The sequence below is a fragment of the Brevundimonas pishanensis genome (genome assembly GCF_022750635.1).
GTDB classification, from domain to species: Bacteria; Pseudomonadota; Alphaproteobacteria; order Caulobacterales; family Caulobacteraceae; genus Brevundimonas; species Brevundimonas pishanensis.
On the sequence record NZ_JAJKBG010000003.1, the window covers coordinates 312460 to 330286 of the forward strand.

The 17827-nt window shown below is 61.7% G+C and carries 14 protein-coding genes; 11 read left to right on the forward strand and 3 right to left on the reverse strand.

Annotation, left to right across the window (positions count from 1 at the left end; all coding sequences use genetic code 11):
- Nucleotides 1-41 precede the first annotated feature (41 nt).
- Entirely contained in the window at nucleotides 42-2273 is a 2232-nt protein-coding gene (locus LOX95_RS07870) for an ATP-binding protein (RefSeq protein ID WP_242913922.1), read from the reverse strand.
- Between the two features lie 286 nt (nucleotides 2274-2559).
- Between LOX95_RS07870 and LOX95_RS07875 the strand changes: the two genes are divergently transcribed.
- The 6 genes from LOX95_RS07875 to phoB all read left to right on the forward strand — a co-directional run bounded on the left by LOX95_RS07875 (nucleotide 2560) and on the right by phoB (nucleotide 9152).
- Nucleotides 2560-3906 carry an ATP-binding protein gene (locus LOX95_RS07875; RefSeq protein WP_242913923.1) on the forward strand — a complete coding sequence of 449 codons (1347 nt, stop codon included), beginning with the start codon at nucleotides 2560-2562 and terminating at the stop codon, nucleotides 3904-3906.
- A gap of 175 nt (nucleotides 3907-4081) precedes the next feature.
- Nucleotides 4082-5512, forward strand: a complete 1431-nt coding sequence (gene pstC / locus LOX95_RS07880; protein WP_242913924.1) for a phosphate ABC transporter permease subunit PstC — start codon at nucleotides 4082-4084, stop codon at nucleotides 5510-5512.
- Nucleotides 5505-6800: a phosphate ABC transporter permease PstA gene (gene pstA, locus LOX95_RS07885; protein WP_242913925.1), complete on the forward strand. Its 1296-nt coding sequence runs from the start codon at nucleotides 5505-5507 to the stop codon at nucleotides 6798-6800. Before pstC ends, pstA begins: the two co-directional genes overlap by 8 nt.
- A 59-nt stretch (nucleotides 6801-6859) precedes the next feature.
- Nucleotides 6860-7663, forward strand: a complete 804-nt coding sequence (gene pstB / locus LOX95_RS07890) for a phosphate ABC transporter ATP-binding protein PstB (protein ID WP_242914073.1) — start codon at nucleotides 6860-6862, stop codon at nucleotides 7661-7663.
- Nucleotides 7664-7670: 7 nt separating this feature from the next.
- Nucleotides 7671-8420: a phosphate signaling complex protein PhoU gene (phoU, locus tag LOX95_RS07895; protein WP_242913926.1), complete on the forward strand. Its 750-nt coding sequence runs from the start codon at nucleotides 7671-7673 to the stop codon at nucleotides 8418-8420.
- A gap of 42 nt (nucleotides 8421-8462) precedes the next feature.
- Nucleotides 8463-9152, forward strand: coding sequence for a phosphate regulon transcriptional regulator PhoB (gene phoB / locus LOX95_RS07900; RefSeq protein WP_242913927.1), 690 nt, complete (start codon nucleotides 8463-8465; stop codon nucleotides 9150-9152).
- A gap of 73 nt (nucleotides 9153-9225) precedes the next feature.
- Here phoB and LOX95_RS07905 read toward each other — a convergent pair whose 3' ends face one another.
- The gene (locus LOX95_RS07905; protein WP_242913928.1) at nucleotides 9226-10173 is read right to left on the reverse strand and encodes an Hsp33 family molecular chaperone; all 948 of its coding nucleotides are present in this window, start codon (nucleotides 10171-10173) and stop codon (nucleotides 9226-9228) included.
- Between the two features lie 193 nt (nucleotides 10174-10366).
- Between LOX95_RS07905 and LOX95_RS07910 the strand changes: the two genes are divergently transcribed.
- The 5 genes from LOX95_RS07910 (at nucleotide 10367) to LOX95_RS07930 (ending at nucleotide 17418) form a co-directional block, all read left to right on the forward strand.
- Nucleotides 10367-10957: a hypothetical protein gene (locus tag LOX95_RS07910; protein ID WP_242913929.1), complete on the forward strand. Its 591-nt coding sequence runs from the start codon at nucleotides 10367-10369 to the stop codon at nucleotides 10955-10957.
- Between the two features lie 96 nt (nucleotides 10958-11053).
- The gene (serA, locus tag LOX95_RS14320) at nucleotides 11054-12958 is read left to right on the forward strand and encodes a phosphoglycerate dehydrogenase (protein WP_242913930.1); all 1905 of its coding nucleotides are present in this window, start codon (nucleotides 11054-11056) and stop codon (nucleotides 12956-12958) included.
- A 126-nt stretch (nucleotides 12959-13084) separates the two neighbouring features.
- Nucleotides 13085-14890, forward strand: coding sequence for an autotransporter domain-containing protein (locus LOX95_RS07920; RefSeq protein ID WP_242913931.1), 1806 nt, complete (start codon nucleotides 13085-13087; stop codon nucleotides 14888-14890).
- A gap of 117 nt (nucleotides 14891-15007) precedes the next feature.
- A complete protein-coding gene (locus tag LOX95_RS07925) occupies nucleotides 15008-15976 on the forward strand; it encodes an ABC transporter ATP-binding protein (RefSeq protein ID WP_242913932.1) in 969 nt (322 codons plus the stop codon).
- A complete protein-coding gene (locus LOX95_RS07930; RefSeq protein ID WP_242913933.1) occupies nucleotides 15973-17418 on the forward strand; it encodes an ABC transporter permease in 1446 nt (481 codons plus the stop codon). The genes LOX95_RS07925 and LOX95_RS07930 overlap by 4 nt, the downstream gene beginning before the upstream one ends.
- Before the next feature lie 156 nt (nucleotides 17419-17574).
- Here LOX95_RS07930 and rpsU read toward each other — a convergent pair whose 3' ends face one another.
- Nucleotides 17575-17808 carry a 30S ribosomal protein S21 gene (gene rpsU / locus LOX95_RS07935; protein WP_087139870.1) on the reverse strand — a complete coding sequence of 78 codons (234 nt, stop codon included), beginning with the start codon at nucleotides 17806-17808 and terminating at the stop codon, nucleotides 17575-17577.
- Nucleotides 17809-17827: the final 19 nt, after the last annotated feature.

Here is a 17827-nt window from a genome sequence, read left to right on the forward strand (position 1 = left end):
CGCCGCTCCTAGCTGTTGCGCCAGTCAGCCCGCCTGAGAAATCAGGAGGGCTGATGTTTTTGGTTGGTGAGCTGATAGGTCAGTTCCAGCATTTGGCTGACATTGAAGGGCTTGGCCAAATGGGCATCGGCACCGGCGTCAAGGGACGCGGCCACATGCTCGGGCATCGCATTGGCCGTAAGCATGATGATCGGAGTGCGCGGCAGAGCGCGTTCGGTCTCGCGTTCCCGGATCATACGAGTGGCCGTCAGGCCGTCCATGACCGGCATCTGCATATCCATCAACACCAGGTCGAAGGTCTGGTTTTCAAGGGCATCCAGCGCCAACTGGCCGTTCTCGACCTGAAATAGCGTGAAGTTCTGCGGGTCGAGGATCAACTCTACGACCCTGCGGTTTGTGGCGTTGTCATCGGCCAGAAGAATGCGCAGGCCCGTCTTGGACGCCAGACTGGAAGGATTGGCCAATGCCTGAGCGCTGGGGGCGGGATCCGGCGACGGGTTCGGCGGCGTGATGCGCTCCAGCGGTAGTGACACCGTAAAGCTGGAGCCGAGACCGGGCTGGCTGGTCCCGTCAACGGAGCCACCCATCATGTCGGCCAGTTCAGCGCAGATCGACAGTCCAAGGCCCGAGCCACCGAAGCGACGGGTGATCTGGTCATCGGCCTGTGCAAACCGCCCGAACAGGTGGCGCAGGTTCGCCGCTTCGAATCCGATGCCGGTGTCGTCCACGCGGATCAGCAGGTTAGTGCTACGCCGACTGACCGACAGAGAGATATGCCCCTCATTGGTGAATTTGACGGCGTTCGACAGCAGGTTGTTGAGGATCTGGCGGGTGCGCACCGCGTCGCCCATCACCCAGGTGCGGGCCTCGGGCGCGATGTGGCAGGTGAACTGCACGCCCTTTTCACTGGCGGCGTTGGCGTAGAGGTTCTGGGTGTCGTCGACCAACCGCACCAGATCGAACGGCGCGTTGGATATCTTCATCTGGCCGGACTCGATCCGCGCCAAATCGAGAATGTCACTCAGCAAAATCTGCAAGGTCTCGCTCGACGAGCGGATGAGCGCAACCATCTCGGACTGGGTGGGCGTCAGCGCCGACCGCGACAACGCCTCTGTAACGGCCACCATTCCGTTTAGCGGCGTGCGGATTTCATGGCTCATGTTGGCCAGAAATCGGCTCTTGGCGACGTTGGCACTTCGCGCCTGTTCTAGAGCGGCGGCCAGTTCGGCTTCGTGTTTCTTCTGTTCGGTAAAGTCGGACGAGAGGGTGACGAGGCCGCGGTCTTCAATCTCGCGGTTTTGTAGCCGCACCCAGCGTGTGCCGTCCTGTGATTTCAATATCCAGTCCCCGGGGACATGCTGTTCCTGCTTGTTCTTCAACCATTTCGGATCGAAGGCGGCGTTTGCAGGAAACAGGCTGGATTTCAGGCCCGCCTTGAGGGCTTCGGTATAGGTCATTCCCACGCGAAAATCGGGCTTTGGATTGCTCGACAGGCTCCGTAGCGCCTCGTTCCAGACCAGCAGCCGGCGCTTCTGATCATACAGGGCCAAGCCCACCGGCAAGGCCTCGATGGCGCATCTGAGATTGGCAACGAATCGCTGCTGGGACCGCCAGATGGCATAGGCCAGAATGCCGACGCACAGGATGACGGTGGTACCGACCGCCAGCTCCCATGCGGTCATGCTGGACACGTGCCAAAGATATGGCGGGCCACCCCACGATGCCAAATCCGAGCCGAACTGAGCTAATCCTGCGCTCAGCCCGATGGCTACCGTTCCCAGAGCGATATTGAGTGGCCAGTTCTTGCCGAACGGATGAAAGCCGATAAGTGCGATCAGGCCAGGGGCCAGAATGACCATTGCGATGACCGTCGGATTGAAACCGAGTGTGTCAGGGAAGGTAATCGCTAGATTACCGACTACGATTGTCAGGGATGTCCCCAGGGTCCCAGACAGAACTGCCAGATAGGACATGAGGCGAGGGCGCGAGGACCGAGGGCTGGCGATCTCCAACCGGTAGGCCAGATCGAGGCTGATGACTGCGATGGCTTGGCTCAGACAGGAGAGAAAAGGGCCAACAGGACGATCCGTCATCTCGACGAAGTCGAGATGGGGAAGCCACCAAAGCCCGTGTGCCACGAGGCCCAGCGCCATGACGCCGATGATACGGCGCCATCTTTCGGGCAGGGGCAGGGCCAGTCGCACTGTGCTGATCGCCAGCACGAAAATGACCATGGCATACAGACTGGCAACCCAATATCGGGTGTCAGGCATTACTGTTTGCCAACCGAGAATCGGCTCCATCAGACGACCTCCACCACTTGGATAACGATGGTATCCCGTTTCTATGTGGTGTGAATAGCAAAGTCTATTTGCGTACGCCGGGGTGAACGTCGCGCTGGTTTCGCAACGCAAAGATAAAGACGACGAAAACGGCACCGTGGGCTAATGTTCGCGCGCTGATTTCTTGTATTGGACCTCGATGGCTTACGATCCCCAGCATTCGCCTGTTGCGCCCGTTGCTTCGTCCCGTCTCTGGACGGCGGGAGCCAGTGGGGGGATGGCGGTCACGATAATGCTGGTTCTGGCCGTCATGCAGCCCAGCTTGGCAGGGTGGCTGGTACTCGGTGCGCTGGCCGTTGCGTTCACCACATGGATCGTGAACCGCACGCCACCGGCAGAGCAGTCGCATCTTCCCGTGGCAATGGACGCACAGGTCGAGGCAGCGGGCGACGCCGGCCTGATGGCTGACGTTTTCGAGGCCAGCTACGATCCCATGATGATTATCGCGGGCGGCGAGGCCGACGATATCGCGGGCCGCCGCATCCTGTTGGCCAATGCCGCTGCACGCGAGCTTTTCCCTATTAGCAACAGCGGGACGCTGCTGGTTGCGGTTATCCGCGAGCCGGGAGTGCTGGAAGCGGTCGACGAGGCGCTATTCCTGAACGAGGCCTGCCGCGTCGACTATATCGGTGGCGGCGCTCAGGAACGGCACTGGCGCGCGCAGGTCCACCCGCTGCCTGCCCGTGACGGGCAAGGGCGTCAGGAACCCCTGGCGCTTTTGACCCTCAAGGACGAGACCGATCTGCGCCGCATCGAGCGCATGCGTGTGGATTTCCTCGCCAATGCCAGCCACGAACTTCGCACGCCCCTGGCCTCTCTGACAGGCTTCATCGAAACGCTGCGGGGGCATGCCAAGGACGATCCCAAGGCCCGTGACCGCTTCCTCGACATCATGGCAACCCAAGCCGATCGCATGAGTCGACTGGTCGCCGACCTGTTGTCGCTGTCGCGTATCGAGTTGAATGAGCACATCGCACCCCACGGTCGGGTCGATCTGGCACGAGCCACCTCGGACGTGCTGGACGCCGTCAGCGTCATATCGCGAGAGCGCGGTGTGACCGTTCGGGCGGATCTGGGGATTGGCGGTGCGGACGTCATCGGTGAGCGCGACGAGATTGTTCAGGTCGTCCAGAACCTCGTCGATAATGCGCTGAAGTACTCCACGGCAGGCGGCCATATCGAACTGACCATCGAGCGGGACCGCTCTCTGGACGAGACCATGGTGTCGCGCATGCAGGAAAGCACGCGCCTGTCACTGGTGACGCCAGATCGCGAACAGGGCGCGCGATATGTCGTCGTGACCGTTCGGGACCACGGTCCGGGTATGGCGCGCGAACACCTGCCAAGGCTCACCGAGCGATTCTACCGTATCGAGGGACAAAAAAGCGGTGAGCGCCAAGGTACGGGGCTGGGCTTGGCCATTGTGCGTCACATTGTCATCCGTCACCGCGGCGCACTTTCTGTGGAAAGTGTGCTGGGTTCCGGCGCTTTATTCGCTGCGGCCTTCCCAATAGCCCCGCAACGCCAGCTCACCTCTGCAGAAACTTTGGAAGAAATCCTATAGTTTGCAATAGCTTCGCGCTTCAACTTGCGATGCTTTTCCCTGCTATTTATGCGGCCTTGGCGTGTAACAGAACTGTCATGCATCCGTCTTATTCCGCTCGCCTTTCGCGGGCAGTTTCGGCCCGAATTTAAGGTCCTCCATTCGGGGGACTGTTAAGTGTGCCCCTCGGATCTGAATGACCTGGATTTTTCTGATTTTCATGGCGGTGTTTGCGGTGCTGTCCTTCTGGGGCGGTCGCAAGCTGGCTGTGCGTCGTAGCCAAGGCGTCAAACCCCATTCGCGCCCGGGCCAGCATGGTCTGTACGCCGCTATCGGGGTGCTTGCGCCGGCGTTGGCCGTGATGATCCTTGCTGCCGTCTTCTCTGCACCGATTGAGCGTCAACTGATCGCTGCGGGTGCGCCGGAAGCGGTTTCGCAGCTTGAGCCGTTCCGCCGCGAAGCCTTCATCGCCGATGCCCGTCGCGTGGGGCAGGGTGGTGAGGCGCTGCAGATCTGGGCCGCGCCCTATGCGGAACTGCTGCCGACCGAGGGCCGCCGTGCTCATAGCATCCATGCAGCCCTGAGCTGGGGTGGCATGACCGCCGCAGTGATTGCCGCCATTCTGGGCGCACTTTTCGTCGCCTTCCGTATTCGCCCTGAGCTGCGTGCCCGTAATGCGGTCGAAGGCTGGGTCGTGGGCGTACTGTTCGCCTGTGCGACCGTTGCGGTTCTGACGACCGTCGGCATCATCTTCTCGCTGGTCTACGACTCCTTGCGTTTCTTCAGCATGGTGTCGGCATTCGAGTTCCTGTTCGGCACCAAATGGAGCCCGCAGATCGCTATTCGCGCCGATCAGGTCGGCTCGTCGGGTGCGTTCGGCGCTGTGCCGCTGTTCGCGGGTACTTTCCTGATCATGCTGATTGCGATGGCGGTTGCCGCGCCGGTCGGCCTGTTCTCGGCCATCTATCTGTCGGAGTACGCATCCAAGACGACCCGCGCCGTGGTCAAGCCGCTGCTGGAGGTTCTGGCCGGTGTTCCGACCGTTGTGTACGGCTTCTTCGCGGCCCTGACGGTTGGTCCGGCGCTGCGGGTCTTCTTCAACACCATCGGTGGATGGCTGGCGGGTGGTCCGCTGGACGGCATTGGCCAGTATCTGCTGCTGGTCCAGAACCAGATGGCTCTGGTGGCCGGTGCGGTCATGGGCATCATGCTGATCCCGTTCGTGTCGTCGCTGTCGGACGACATCATGAACGCGGTGCCGCAGTCGCTGCGTGATGGCTCCTACGCCATGGGCGCAACCAAGTCCGAGACGGTGAAGAAGGTGCTTCTACCTGCCGCTCTGCCGGGTATCGCCGGCGCTCTGCTGCTGGCTGTGTCGCGCGCGATCGGCGAGACCATGATTGTGACCATGGCCGCCGGTCTGGCCGCCAAGCTGACGCTCAATCCGCTCGAAACCGTCACGACCGTCACCGTTCAGATCGTCACCCTGCTGACGGGTGACCAAGAGTTCAACAGCCCGAAAACGCTGGCCGCCTTCGGTCTGGGCCTGACGCTGTTCGTCGTCACCCTGGCCCTGAACGTGGTCGCCATGCGTATCGTGCAAGCTTACCGTGAACAATATGACTGACGCCGTTACCCCATCGGGCGCTGTCAGTGCCCGCACGCAAAAGCTTCAGGCCCGCCTGAAGTCGCGCTATGCCCGCGAGAACCGTTTCAAGTGGGCGGGACGTGCCGCGATTGGCGCTGCGCTGCTGTTCCTCGTCATCCTGCTCAGCAGCATTGTGATGCAGGGCTATACGGCCTTCTACGCGCACAGCGTGACGCTGCCGGTCTATATGGATCCGGCACGTATTGATCGCGCCTACCCGCAGGGCACCAACTTCGAGTTTATGGTTGCCGAGCAGCAAATGGCGCGCATGGGCGTGACCGACGATGCTGCAGGCACCAAGACCAAGGCCATGCGTGACCTGTTGTCGTCGGAGCTGAAGTTCATCGCTGGCGACCGCGTCCGCGCCCAGCCGGCCCTGATCGGTCAGACCCTGCCGATCTCGACCCCGCTCTCGGACGATGCGGAGATGTATCTGAAGGGCAAGATTACCCGCGATACGCCCGAAGAGTTCCGCCGCGTGACCGACCAGCAGATGGCTTGGCTGGACAAGTTTAAAGCCGATGGTCTGGTGCGCTCGCACTTCAACAGTGCCATGTTCACCAACGGCGACTCCACCCAGCCCGAGCTGGCTGGCCTGTTGGGCGCGGTCATCGGTTCGGCTCTGATGCTGATGGTCACTGCCTTCATTGCCATTCCGGTCGGCGTGTTCGCCGCTGTGTGGCTTGAGGAGTATGCGCCGCGTAACCGGCTGACCGCTATTATTGAGGTCAACATCAACAACCTCGCTGCGGTGCCGTCGATTGTTTACGGCCTGCTGGGTCTGGCGCTGTTCATCAACTTCCTGCACTTGCCGCGTGCCAGCCCGATGGTCGGTGGTCTGGTGCTGGCGCTGATGGCGCTGCCGACCATCATCATCGCCACCCGTTCCGCGCTGAAGGCCGTCCCACCGTCGATCCGTGAAGCGGCTCTGGCCATGGGTGCCAGCCGTACCCAGACCGTGTTCCAGCACGTCCTGCCGCTGGCCATGCCGGGTGTGATGACGGGTTCGATCATCTCGATGGCCCACGCACTGGGCGAAACCGCCCCGCTGCTGCTGATCGGTATGATCAGCTTCGTGCCGGGTATCTCGGCAGCGATTGACGCACCGGCTGGTGCTCTGCCTTCGCTTATCTATATCTGGGAGAATGCCTCGGAGCGCGCGTTCCACGAACGGACCGCAGCCGCCATCCTTGTCCTTCTCGCCTTCATGATCGTCATGAACGCCGCCGCCATTGTTGTGCGTCGTCGATTCGAACGTCGGTGGTAATGCCTATGAACTCCAAGATTACCCGCGCACCGGAAGGCCTGTCGGCCGGTACCGCTTCCATGTCGACCGCTCCGGCTGTGGGCGATTCCGCCCGCGCACCGCTGGGTCCGATCAAGATCGCGGCCAAAGAGGTCAAGGTCTTCTACGGCGAGAAGCAGGCCCTGCACGGCGTCAGCCTCGACATTCCGGACAAGGCGGTCACCGCCCTGATCGGCCCGTCCGGCTGTGGCAAGTCCACCTTCCTGCGTACCCTCAACCGCATGAACGACACCGTCCCGGGTGCGCGCGTTGAAGGCCGCATCGAGATGGACGGCGTGAACATCAACGACAAGAAGATCGACCCTGTTCTTCTGCGTGCCCAGGTGGGCATGGTGTTCCAGAAGCCGAACCCCTTCCCGAAGTCGATCTTCGAGAACGTGGCCTATGGCCCGAAAATCCACGGCCTCGCATCGTCGAAGTCGGAACTGGAAGACATCGTCCAGTCGGCGCTGAAGCGTGCCGGTCTGTGGGACGAGGTCGCCGACCGTCTGCACGCGCCGGGCACCGGCCTGTCGGGTGGTCAGCAGCAGCGTCTGGTTATCGCCCGCGCCATTGCGGTCGAACCGGAAGTCATCCTGATGGACGAGCCTTGCTCGGCGCTGGACCCGATTGCGACAGCCAAGATCGAAGAGCTGATCGACGAACTGCGCGAGCGTTACTGCATCGTGATCGTTACCCATTCGATGGCGCAGGCTGCCCGCGTTTCGCAACGCACGGCCTTCTTCCACATGGGTAACATCGTCGAAACCGGCGACACCGAAGATATATTCACCAACCCCCGCGAGCGTCGCACGCTCGATTACATCACTGGCCGTTTCGGCTAAGGGCGACATGAACCAGCATACCGTCAAAGCCTATGGTGACGAGCTGAACCAGCTCACGGCCGAGGTCGTCCGTATGGGCGGTCTGGCCGAGGCGCAGGTGGCAGACGCCATTGAATCCGTGGCCCGCCGCGATGTGGCACTGGCTCGCGCGGTGATCGAGCGCGACGTCAAGCTGGACACGCTGCACTACGACATCGAGAAGAAGGCGATCCGTCTGATCGCTCTTCGTCAGCCGGTGGCTAGCGACCTGCGCCGCACTCTGGGTGCCATCAAACTGGCTCAGGACCTCGAGCGTACGGGCGACCTCGCCAAGAATATCGGCAAGCGTGCCCTGATCCTCGCCGAGGGCGAGCCGATGCAGGTGTTGACCCGCTCGATCGAGCGCATGGGCCGACTGGTGTCGAACCGCCTGCGCGACGTGCTGGATGCCTATACGGCGTCGGAAGTCGAGCGCGCCATGAGCGTCTGGCAAACCGACGACGAGGTCGACGAGCACTACAACGCGCTCTTCCGCGAACTGCTCACCTATATGATGGGCGACCCACGCACGATCACGGCCTGCACGCACCTGCTGTTCATGGCCAAGAACCTTGAACGCATAGGCGACCACGCGACCAACATCGCCGAGGCCGTCTATTACGAGATCACCGGTGAGGACATGATGGGCGAGCGCCCGCGTGCCGTGCCGGCTCCGGGCGAAGATGCTTCGCCCACTCCGACGATTTCGGCCTCGACCGATCCGTCGGCTGACGACTGACCCTTTGAGTTGAACTGACGTCTCACAGACCGGAGTGCCAAGTTGCAACCCTATATACTGGTGATGGAAGACGAGGACGCGCTGTCGACGCTCCTTCAGTACAATCTGGAGAAGGAAGGCTACGAAGTAGCCGTCGCGGGCGATGGGGAAGAAGGCTGGCTGATGATCGAGGAGCGCCAGCCCGATCTGGTGCTGCTGGACTGGATGCTGCCCAAGCTGTCAGGCATCGAACTGTGCCGCCGCATCCGCGCCAAGGCCGAAACGCGAAACCTGCCGATCATCATGCTGACTGCTCGCGGCGAGGAAACGGACCGCGTGCGTGGTCTGGATACCGGTGCGGACGACTACATGACCAAGCCGTTCTCGATGACCGAACTGACGGCACGCATGCGGGCAGTATTGCGTCGTCTGCGCCCGGGGCTGGCCGATGATCGCGTCAATCACGCCGACATCATCATGGACCGTGTGGCCCACCGCGTGAGCCGCGCAGGACGCGAAATCCATCTTGGCCCGACGGAGTTCCGCCTGCTGGACCACTTCCTGAAACACCCCGGTCGCGTGTTCAGCCGTGAACAGCTTCTGGACGCTGTCTGGGGCTCGGACGTCTACGTCGAGGCCCGCACCGTGGACGTCCACGTCGGACGCCTGCGCAAGGCATTGAACGTGGATGGAACGGTCAATCCGATCCGCACCGTGCGATCTGCCGGTTACTCGCTCGATCTGAACAACTAGTCTTATCGACGCCGAATAGAAAAAGGGCGCTGTGGCCAAAGCCGCAGCGCCCTTTGTTCATTCTGGCTTGGCCTTAGTGGCGAACAGCAGCGGCGTCGACCTCGGCAGCACCGACCTCTGCCGGATCGATCACGTAATCGGTCGAGCAATATTCGCAGTTCGCATGGATGTTGCCGTCGGCTTCAACCATTTCGGCGCGCTCGTCCTCGGGGAAGGATTGCAGCACGGTGACGATACGCTCGCGCGAGCAACGGCAAACGGCCTTCAGTTCGCTGGCACCTTCCAGACGCACGCCGTCTTCGTGGAACAGGCGGTAAAGCAGGGTCTCCGGTGTGATGGTCGGATCGACCAGCTCGTCATCGCTCAAGGTGGCGAACAGTGCGCGGGTGCGGTCCCAGACCTCTTCGGTCGAACCGCGCGACTCGTCGCCTGCGATGACCTGAATAAGGGCACCGCCGGCACGCCACTGGGTGCCTTCGTCGGTCGTGATCTGGCCGACAGCCAGATTGACCTTGGTCGGGATCTGCTCGGACTGGACGAAATAGTGCTCGGCGCAGGAGGCAAGGCTGTCGCCCTCGATAGGGGTCATGCCCTGCGTACGCTCGAAGTCCGAACCGCGGTCCAGCGTCATGATGAACACGCCCTTGCCCAGAAGGTCTTCAGCACCCGGGTTCGGATTGGCGGCAATGGCCTCGGCCAGTTCACCTTCATCATAGCGGCAGAAGCCGCGCATGGTACCATCGGTGCCATAGTCGGCCAGCACATAACGAACCGGACCGTCGCCTTGCGCCTGCACCAGCAGACGACCGTCAAACTTCAGCGCCGAGCCGACCAGAGCAGCCAGAGCCGCAGCCTCGCCCAGCAGGTTTGCGACGGGGGTTGGGTAGTCATGCGAGGACAGGATGGTGTCGATAGCCTTGCCCATACGAACAAGACGGCCGCGCACCGGCCAGCCATCGATCTGGAAGGCTGCAGCCAGATCGTCATGCAGGGCATTGTTAGGGGCGGATGCGTCGGTCACTTTGGGTCCTAAAACACTGATTGTCTCGAAGCCGCGCAACATAGGGAGGCGGCTTGCGTTTTGTAAGGGGTATGGGCCGCACTGCACGTCCGTAACGGGGCAAGCGGCACCGCGAGAACACGAAAAATCGGGAACTCTTGTCCTCAGCAACCGCTGATGTTCAATGATCCCTACGGCTCTGCAGAAGGTGCATATGTTCGAAGAAACCAATCTGATCGACGATCTGGTCGAAGAAGTTCGCAAGCATCCCGGCATTGTGGGCGGTGCAGTGGCCGTGCTCGCAGGTATCGGCTTTGCCACCCTGTTCCTTCGCCAGCGCACCGGTCCGCGCCGCATCGAGGTCATTCGTGAACGCCTCAGCCCGCGCCAATGGGCCGAAGAACTCGGTCTAGGCGAGCGTCTGGGTGCCTTTGGTCGCCGCGTCCGCGAGGATACGATGGATGCTGCCGAGACGTCGCGAGAGCGCGCATCCGACCTTGGCTATGACCTACGTGAACGCGCATCGGATTTCGGCCATGACATCGGGGACCGTGCGCGCGATCTTGGGGACCGTGCACGCGGCCTTGCCGAAGGGGCTCGCGAGCGCCTCGCCGACTGGCGCTATGACCGCCGTCGTCGCCACAATCGCAAGAAGCGGATGGCCTCGGTACGCCATGCCGGAGAGTCCGCACTGGATTTCGCCAGCGACCACAAGCGCGAGGGTGCAGCCCTCCTGACCGTGGCTCTGATTGCCGCCGGTATCGGTGCCATCGCTCTGGAGAATCGCAAGCTCAAGGGGGAGTGAGGGTAAAAAGCGACGTCTTGGAAAATTCATGCGTCGCGGGGGGCTTTGTGCCCCCTTTTTATTGCTGCAAGTGCGAAGCTGGGCTAGTTGCGGGGCATGACCTCGCCTCTGAATGCTTCGCCCGTTTTCGTTTTCGATTTCGATTCGACTCTGGTTCGGATCGAGACTTTGGAGGCTCTGGCCGAGCTGTCGCTCGCGGCCGCTCCTGATGCGGACGAGCGCAAGGCCAAGATCGCCGAACTGACTGATCGGGCCATGGGCGGCGAGATCGGGTTTGGCGAGGCGCTGAAGGCCCGTCTGGACCTGCTGGGACTGCGTAAAGAGCACGTCGAAGCGCTGGCCGACCGCATTCTGGACGAGGCATCCACCTCGATCCGTCGCAACGTCGACTTCTTCGAGCGCAATGCGGAACGTATCTATATTCTGTCCGGCGGGTTCACCGAGATCATTGCCCCGCTGGCCGCGCGTCTGGGCTTGGCCCCGGATCACGTTCTGGCCAATGAACTGGTTTACGACGAAGACGGCCGCGTCACAGGCGTCAACGAAGCCAATCCATTGGCCCGCGAAAACGGCAAGCCGACCGTTATCAAGTCGCTGAATCTCGAAGGGCCGGTGGTTATCGTCGGCGATGGCTGGAATGACGCCGAGGTCAAGTTGGCCGGCGCTGCGGACCGTTTCTATGCCTTCACCGAAGTTGTCAGCCGCCCCAAGGTGACCGAGGTCGCCGACGCCATTGCGGCGTCTCTGGACGAGGTGCTGTTTGCCGAAGGTGTGTCGGGGCGCTGGTCCTATCCGCGCAACCGCATCAAGATGCTACTGCTGGAGAATATCCATCCGGCGGCGGTCGAGCGACTGGAGGAGGCGGGCTATACCGTCGAGACCATGAAAGGCGCGTTGGACGAGGACGACCTGATCGAGGCGATCAAGGGGGTGCACGTTCTGGGCATCCGCTCCAAGACGACCGTGACCAAGCGAGTTCTGGACCATGCTGACCGCCTGATGGCTGTTGCGGCCTTCTGCATCGGCACCAACCAGATCGATCTGGACGCCTGTGCCGACAAGGGCGTGGCCGTGTTCAATGCGCCGTATTCCAACACCCGCTCGGTGGTCGAGCTAGCGCTGGGCATGATGATCGTCATGATGCGCGATGTGGCCGACAAGTCGCGTCAAATGCATCAAGGTATCTGGAACAAGTCGGCGACCGGCTCGCGCGAAGTCCGTGGCAAGACGCTGGGCATCGTTGGCTATGGCGCTATTGGCAGCCAGCTTTCGATCCTTGCCGAAAACCTCGGCATGCGCGTGTTGTTCTATGATCTGAACGAGCGTTTGGCGCTGGGTAATGCCCGTCGCGTGCGCAAGCTGGACGACCTGTTGGCCGAGGCCGATGTGGTCACGCTGCACGTCGATGGCCGCAAGGACAACGCCAACATCTTTGGCCGCGACCAGTTCGCCAAGATGAAGGACGGTGCGCTGTTCCTGAACCTCGCGCGCGGTCACATCGTGGATGTGAATGCATTGGCCGATGCCGTGAAGTCAGGGCGTATCGCGGGTGCCGCAGTGGACGTCTTCCCCGAAGAGCCGCGCACAAACTCCGACCCGTTCGACAGCCCGCTGATCGGTCTGGAGAAGGTTATCCTGACCCCGCACGTTGGCGGCTCGACCGAGGAGGCACAGGAAGCCATCGCCGAGTTCGCGGCAGAGCGACTGCTGAACTATCTGAACCGTGGCGACACGACCTTCTGCGTGAACTTGCCGAACGTGCAACTGTCGGAAGTCAGCCGCGCCCACCGTCTGCTGCACATCCACAAGAACCAGCCGGGCGTGATGGCCGAGTTGAACCGTGGCTTGTCCGAGGCTGGCCTTAACATTCTGGGCCAGCACCTAAAGACCGACGAGCGAACGGGTTATGTCATCATCGATGTGGACCGCGAGTACGATATCGAGGCGGTTAAACGCCTCCGGCTGATCCCCGGAACGGTGAAGTTCCGCATGTTGCACTAATGCCGTTTCAGGTCAGGAAATCGTCTCAACAGCGATGATTTGGCCGAACAGCGTATTGTAATCGCTTCAAACGGGAGCATCCTCCTTCCAACAGCCACAAGTTGATGGCTGGCGGGAGGATGATCTATGAAGGCTTTGATGACGGGTGCCGCCTCTGCGGCACTGGCGGTGGCTTTGGTCGCCATGTCCGGTTCGGCGGCTTCGGCCCAGACCTATGACCGACTGGTCGTGTTTGGCGACAGTCTGTCAGACAACGGCAACCTCTATGGTGCGACCGGCGGGACCCAGCCGGCTTCGCCGCCATATTGGCAGGGCCGGTTCTCGGACGGTCGCACCTTCGCCGAGCAACTCGGGTTTAACGCAGCCAACTTCAACGGCCCCGTTACCGGCAGCATCAACATGGCCTTTGGCGGTGCCCGCACCGACTCGCAAACAGCTCCGCTGGGTATGCAGCTCCAACTCGCCACCTATCTGGCCCGTGGGGGCAAGTTCGGTGGTGGCGATCTAGTCAGCGTACTGGGCGGTGCCAACAATATCTTCCAGGGGCTTCCGGCGGCAGGGGCGTCAACCAACCCGACCGGGACTATCGCCACGACCTCGCGTTCTGCAGCGACCGATGTGGCCGGTCTGGTCAGATCGGTTGCTCAGGCAGGGGCGGGGACTATCGTCGTCACCAACCTTCCGCGCCTCAGCGTCACGCCACAGTTCCGCAATACCGCAGCAGCCCCGCTGGCAGACTTTGCGGCCACGACTTTCAACACGGCGCTCTATAACAATCTGGCCAGCGTCGCGGCGGCCAATGGCGGCACCAATATCATTCAGGTCGACCTGTTCACGGCGGGCGACGCCATCGCGGCTGATCCCGCTGCCTTTGGTATCAAGAATGCGACCGCTGCCTGCTTCAACGGCGTGACTGTCTGCGCCAACCCCGGCGAGTATTTCTACTTCGACGGCGTGCATCCCACCACCAAGGGTCACTCCATCATCGCCGCGCTGGTCGATGACTACATCTATTACGGCGCGGCGGGTTCGCGCATGGCAGTGCTGGGCGAAACGTCATGGCGCAGTCGCGAAGACGATCTGGACGAAGCTACCCGCGTCCTTTCCACCCGCGAAGGGTGGGGCGAGGGCACGCGCCTGACCATGTCCCTCCTCGCTAGCACGGCCAAGACCGACGCCCGCGGGGTCATCGATGAGGTCAAGACGGACGGTTATGGTGCCCGCCTCGCACTCGAGACCGGCAATGAGACCGTGCGCTTCGGTCTGGCGGGCGGTATCCGCCAGTCAGAGTTGGATGCGGGCGTTGTCACCGCGGACATCGATAATTTCAGCATCGACGTTTACGGCGGTTGGCGCTCGGAAACGGCGTTTGTGAACCTCGCTGCTGGCGCGGCACAGGACGACTATAATGACGTCAAACGCCTGACCGCTCTGGCTCCGCTGGTTCATACGACTTCGACGCGGGGCAAGTCATTTGGTGCGCGCGCACAAGGGGGCATGTGGTTCCAGCAGGGCAATCTGGGGATTTCACCCCGCGTCGCCGTCGCTTGGGTGGACACCTCGGTCGACGAGTTCTTTGAGGCTGGACCGGCCGCCGACTATCACTATGCCGAGCGCAAGTTGGACGCGGTGACAGGCGAGGTGGCCTTGCGGCTGGAGCACGGCACCGAGCGGACCCAGTTCTTCGTCGAAGGCGGCTGGCGCGACACGTTGAGCGACAACAGCGACGACGCGCGCACCGGTATTTACGGCAACACGGCCAAGGTGCTGGCCCAAACGGTTGATCTGCCCTTTGGCTCGCAAGGACTGGCTTCGGTGGGCCTGTCGCACCGCCTTGGCGACAAGACCAATGTCGAGGTGTCGTATCGCGGCCGTTTCGGCAGCGACTTCAACAGCCATCTGGGCGGCGTGCGTTTGAGCTACGCCTTCTAAGCTACTGAATTACCGGCGAGAGGTAGCGGAGACCTCTCGCCGGTAGTTTAACCGCTTGCGCAATGGGCATGTTTCCGTGACTGCTATCACAACGGCCTAACGGCGCGAGGAGGTGGCATGTCGACTGTTCTCAGACTGTCTGACGTCAGTAAGAGTTACGGCAATTTTCAAGCCGTAAAATCATTGGGTTTCGAGGTTCAGCGCGGCCAGATTTGCGGTTTTCTAGGACCGAATGGCGCAGGCAAGACCTCCAGCATCCGCATGATTCTGGGCCTGCAGGCGGCGACCTCCGGCTCCATCGAAATCTTGGGCGCGGACGACGGGCGGAAGGTACGCGACCGGATCGGCTTCCTGCCCGAAGAACGCGGCCTCTATAAAAAAATGACGCCGGTCGAGGCCATTGCCTATCTCGGCTCGCTCAAGGGCCTCCCTGCCAGCGAAGGCCGCAAGCGCGCCCGTGACATGCTGGAACAGATGGGCCTGGGCGACTCCCAGAAGAAAAAGATGAAGGACCTGTCCAAGGGCATGGCCCAGAAGGTCCAATTGATCGCCTCGGTGGTTCACCAGCCAGAGTTTGTCATTCTGGACGAGCCCTTCTCGGGGCTGGACCCGATGAACCAGCAGGGGCTGGAGGCGATGATCCGCTCGCTGGCCGAAAATGGCGCGACTGTCCTGTTCTCCACCCACGTGATGCAACATGCAGAGCGTCTGTGCGACAAGGTTGTGTTGCTGGCGCGCGGCCAAAAGGCCTTCGAGGGAACGGTTGAGCAGGCGCGGGCGACTTCGCCGCGCTTCCTCGAAATCAACGGTGCGCTGGACCTGAAGTCGGTTGCGGCCCTGCCGGGCATCAGCGGCTTTGAACAGGTCGAGCAGCACGGCGACGTTTTTAGCATTAAGGCCCGTCTGGCTCCCGATGCCGAGGTGCAGCAGACCTTGAGGACGGCATTCATGTCGAACATGGACGTGCGCAGTTTCGCCTTGCGAGAGCCATCGCTGCACGACGCCTTTATCGCCCTGACGGGGGCAAATCCGGACGATGACCAGAGACACAAGACGGATGCCGCTGTGACGGAGACCGCCCGATGAACCGCACCCTTTTGATCGCCCAGCGTGAAGTGCTGGCCTATGTAAAGACGGTCGGGTTCTGGCTGTCGCTGCTCAGTCTGCCGTTCTTTGCCGTTCTGGGCGGGTTCATGCCGGTCCTGTTGAAACGGGCCGAGCCTCTGCAGCAGTATGCCATTGTCGAAGATGGTGCCGGAAACGGTACACTGGCGGCCAGCGTGCGTCAGGCGCTGGAAGCGGACTATCAGCGGAACACGCTGTCTTCGCTGGCTTTGGCGGCTGTGGCAGAGGCCGGGATTACCGGGCGAGATGCCGTGCGCAAGGCTGGCGATACCGGCGGCTATGATGCCGCTTTGGCGGAACTGAAGCGTGTCGCGCCACGGGCCGCGGCCTCGTTCAAGCAGCCCCGTCGTTCGGTCGTCGAAGTCGAGGCACCGAGTGATCTGGTCGCCGCCGCAGCGGGGACGGCCAAAGACGACATGGCGCGCCAATGGGTGGACGGGGATGCCACGGTCGGCGAGCACAAGCTGTCGGCTGTTGTCATCCTCTCCGAAAAGAACGGCGCACCTGCGGCTCGCATCTGGTCACGTCGCGCGGCCAACAACGACGTGGAGGGTATGATCAAATCGGCTCTGGCCGAGGTGAACCGCAAGCAAACCTTTGCAGCCAACGGCGTGGATGCCGATGTGGTCAAGGCGGTCGAGAGCTATCGGCCGGACGTGACCTTCCTGTCTCCCCGTGCGGCATCTGGCGGTGAGGTCAGCTTCCGCGACCGTCTGCCGATGATCATTGGTCTGGTCTGCGGCTTCATGATGTGGTCGCTGATCCTGACGGGAGCCACCATGCTGATGAACGGTGTAATGGAGGAGAAGTCGAACAAGATCCTCGAGGTCCTGCTGTCGTCGGTAACGGCGACCGAGCTTCTGGTAGGCAAGGTTCTCGGCGTGGCGGTCCTGACCCTCACGGTGATGGGTGGATGGGCCCTGATCAGCACTGTTGGCCTGTCTGTGACCCTTCCAGAGGTGGCGCGGGACATTGGCTCGGTGATGCTGGCCAACGGGCTGTGGCTCTACCTGCTGCTTTATCTTGTGGGTGGCTATCTGATGTATGCGGTTTTGTTCGCCGCCATCGGGGCCTTCTGCGAAACGCCGCGTGACGCACAGACCCTGATGGGGCCGGTGATGATGGCTCTGATCGTGCCGCTGTTGTTCATGCAGATGGCCATTCGTTCGCCGGATGCACTGCTGCTGAAGGTGCTGAGCTTCATCCCGCCTTTCACGCCCTTCATCATGTCGGCCCGCGCACCCAGCCAGCCGCCAATGATCGAGGTGATCGGCAGCCTGATCGTGATGTTCGCTTTTGCGGTCCTGATGATGTGGCTGTCGGGGCGTGCCTTCCGTGCGGGGGCTATGTCCGACGCCAAGCTGTCGTGGAAGTCCTTCCTGGGGGCCATGCGCAGCCAGTAAGGCTCGCATTGGACATTGGTCCAAGACGGCAAAAAGGCGGGCTTCGGGCCCGCCTTTTTTATGCCTGTCGCCGAGACGGGGAGCAGGCAAAAGAAAACCCGCCCTGCGCAATCGCGGGGCGGGTTTTCTAGAAGCCATTGAAAGGGCGTCGCTGTATTAGCGGCCGCGACCCTTCGGTGCCGGCAGCAGGCCTTCGCGTTGTGCACGCTTGCGAGCCAGCTTACGAGCGCGACGGACAGCTTCTGCCTTTTGACGGGCGCGCTTTTCCGACGGCTTTTCAAAGTGCACGTGACGCTTCATTTCGCGGAAGCTGCCTTCACGTTGCATTTTCTTTTTCAGAGCCTTGAGGGCCTGATCGACATTGTTGTCGCGAACGAAAATCTGAACCAGGGTTCTCTCTCCTTTGGCC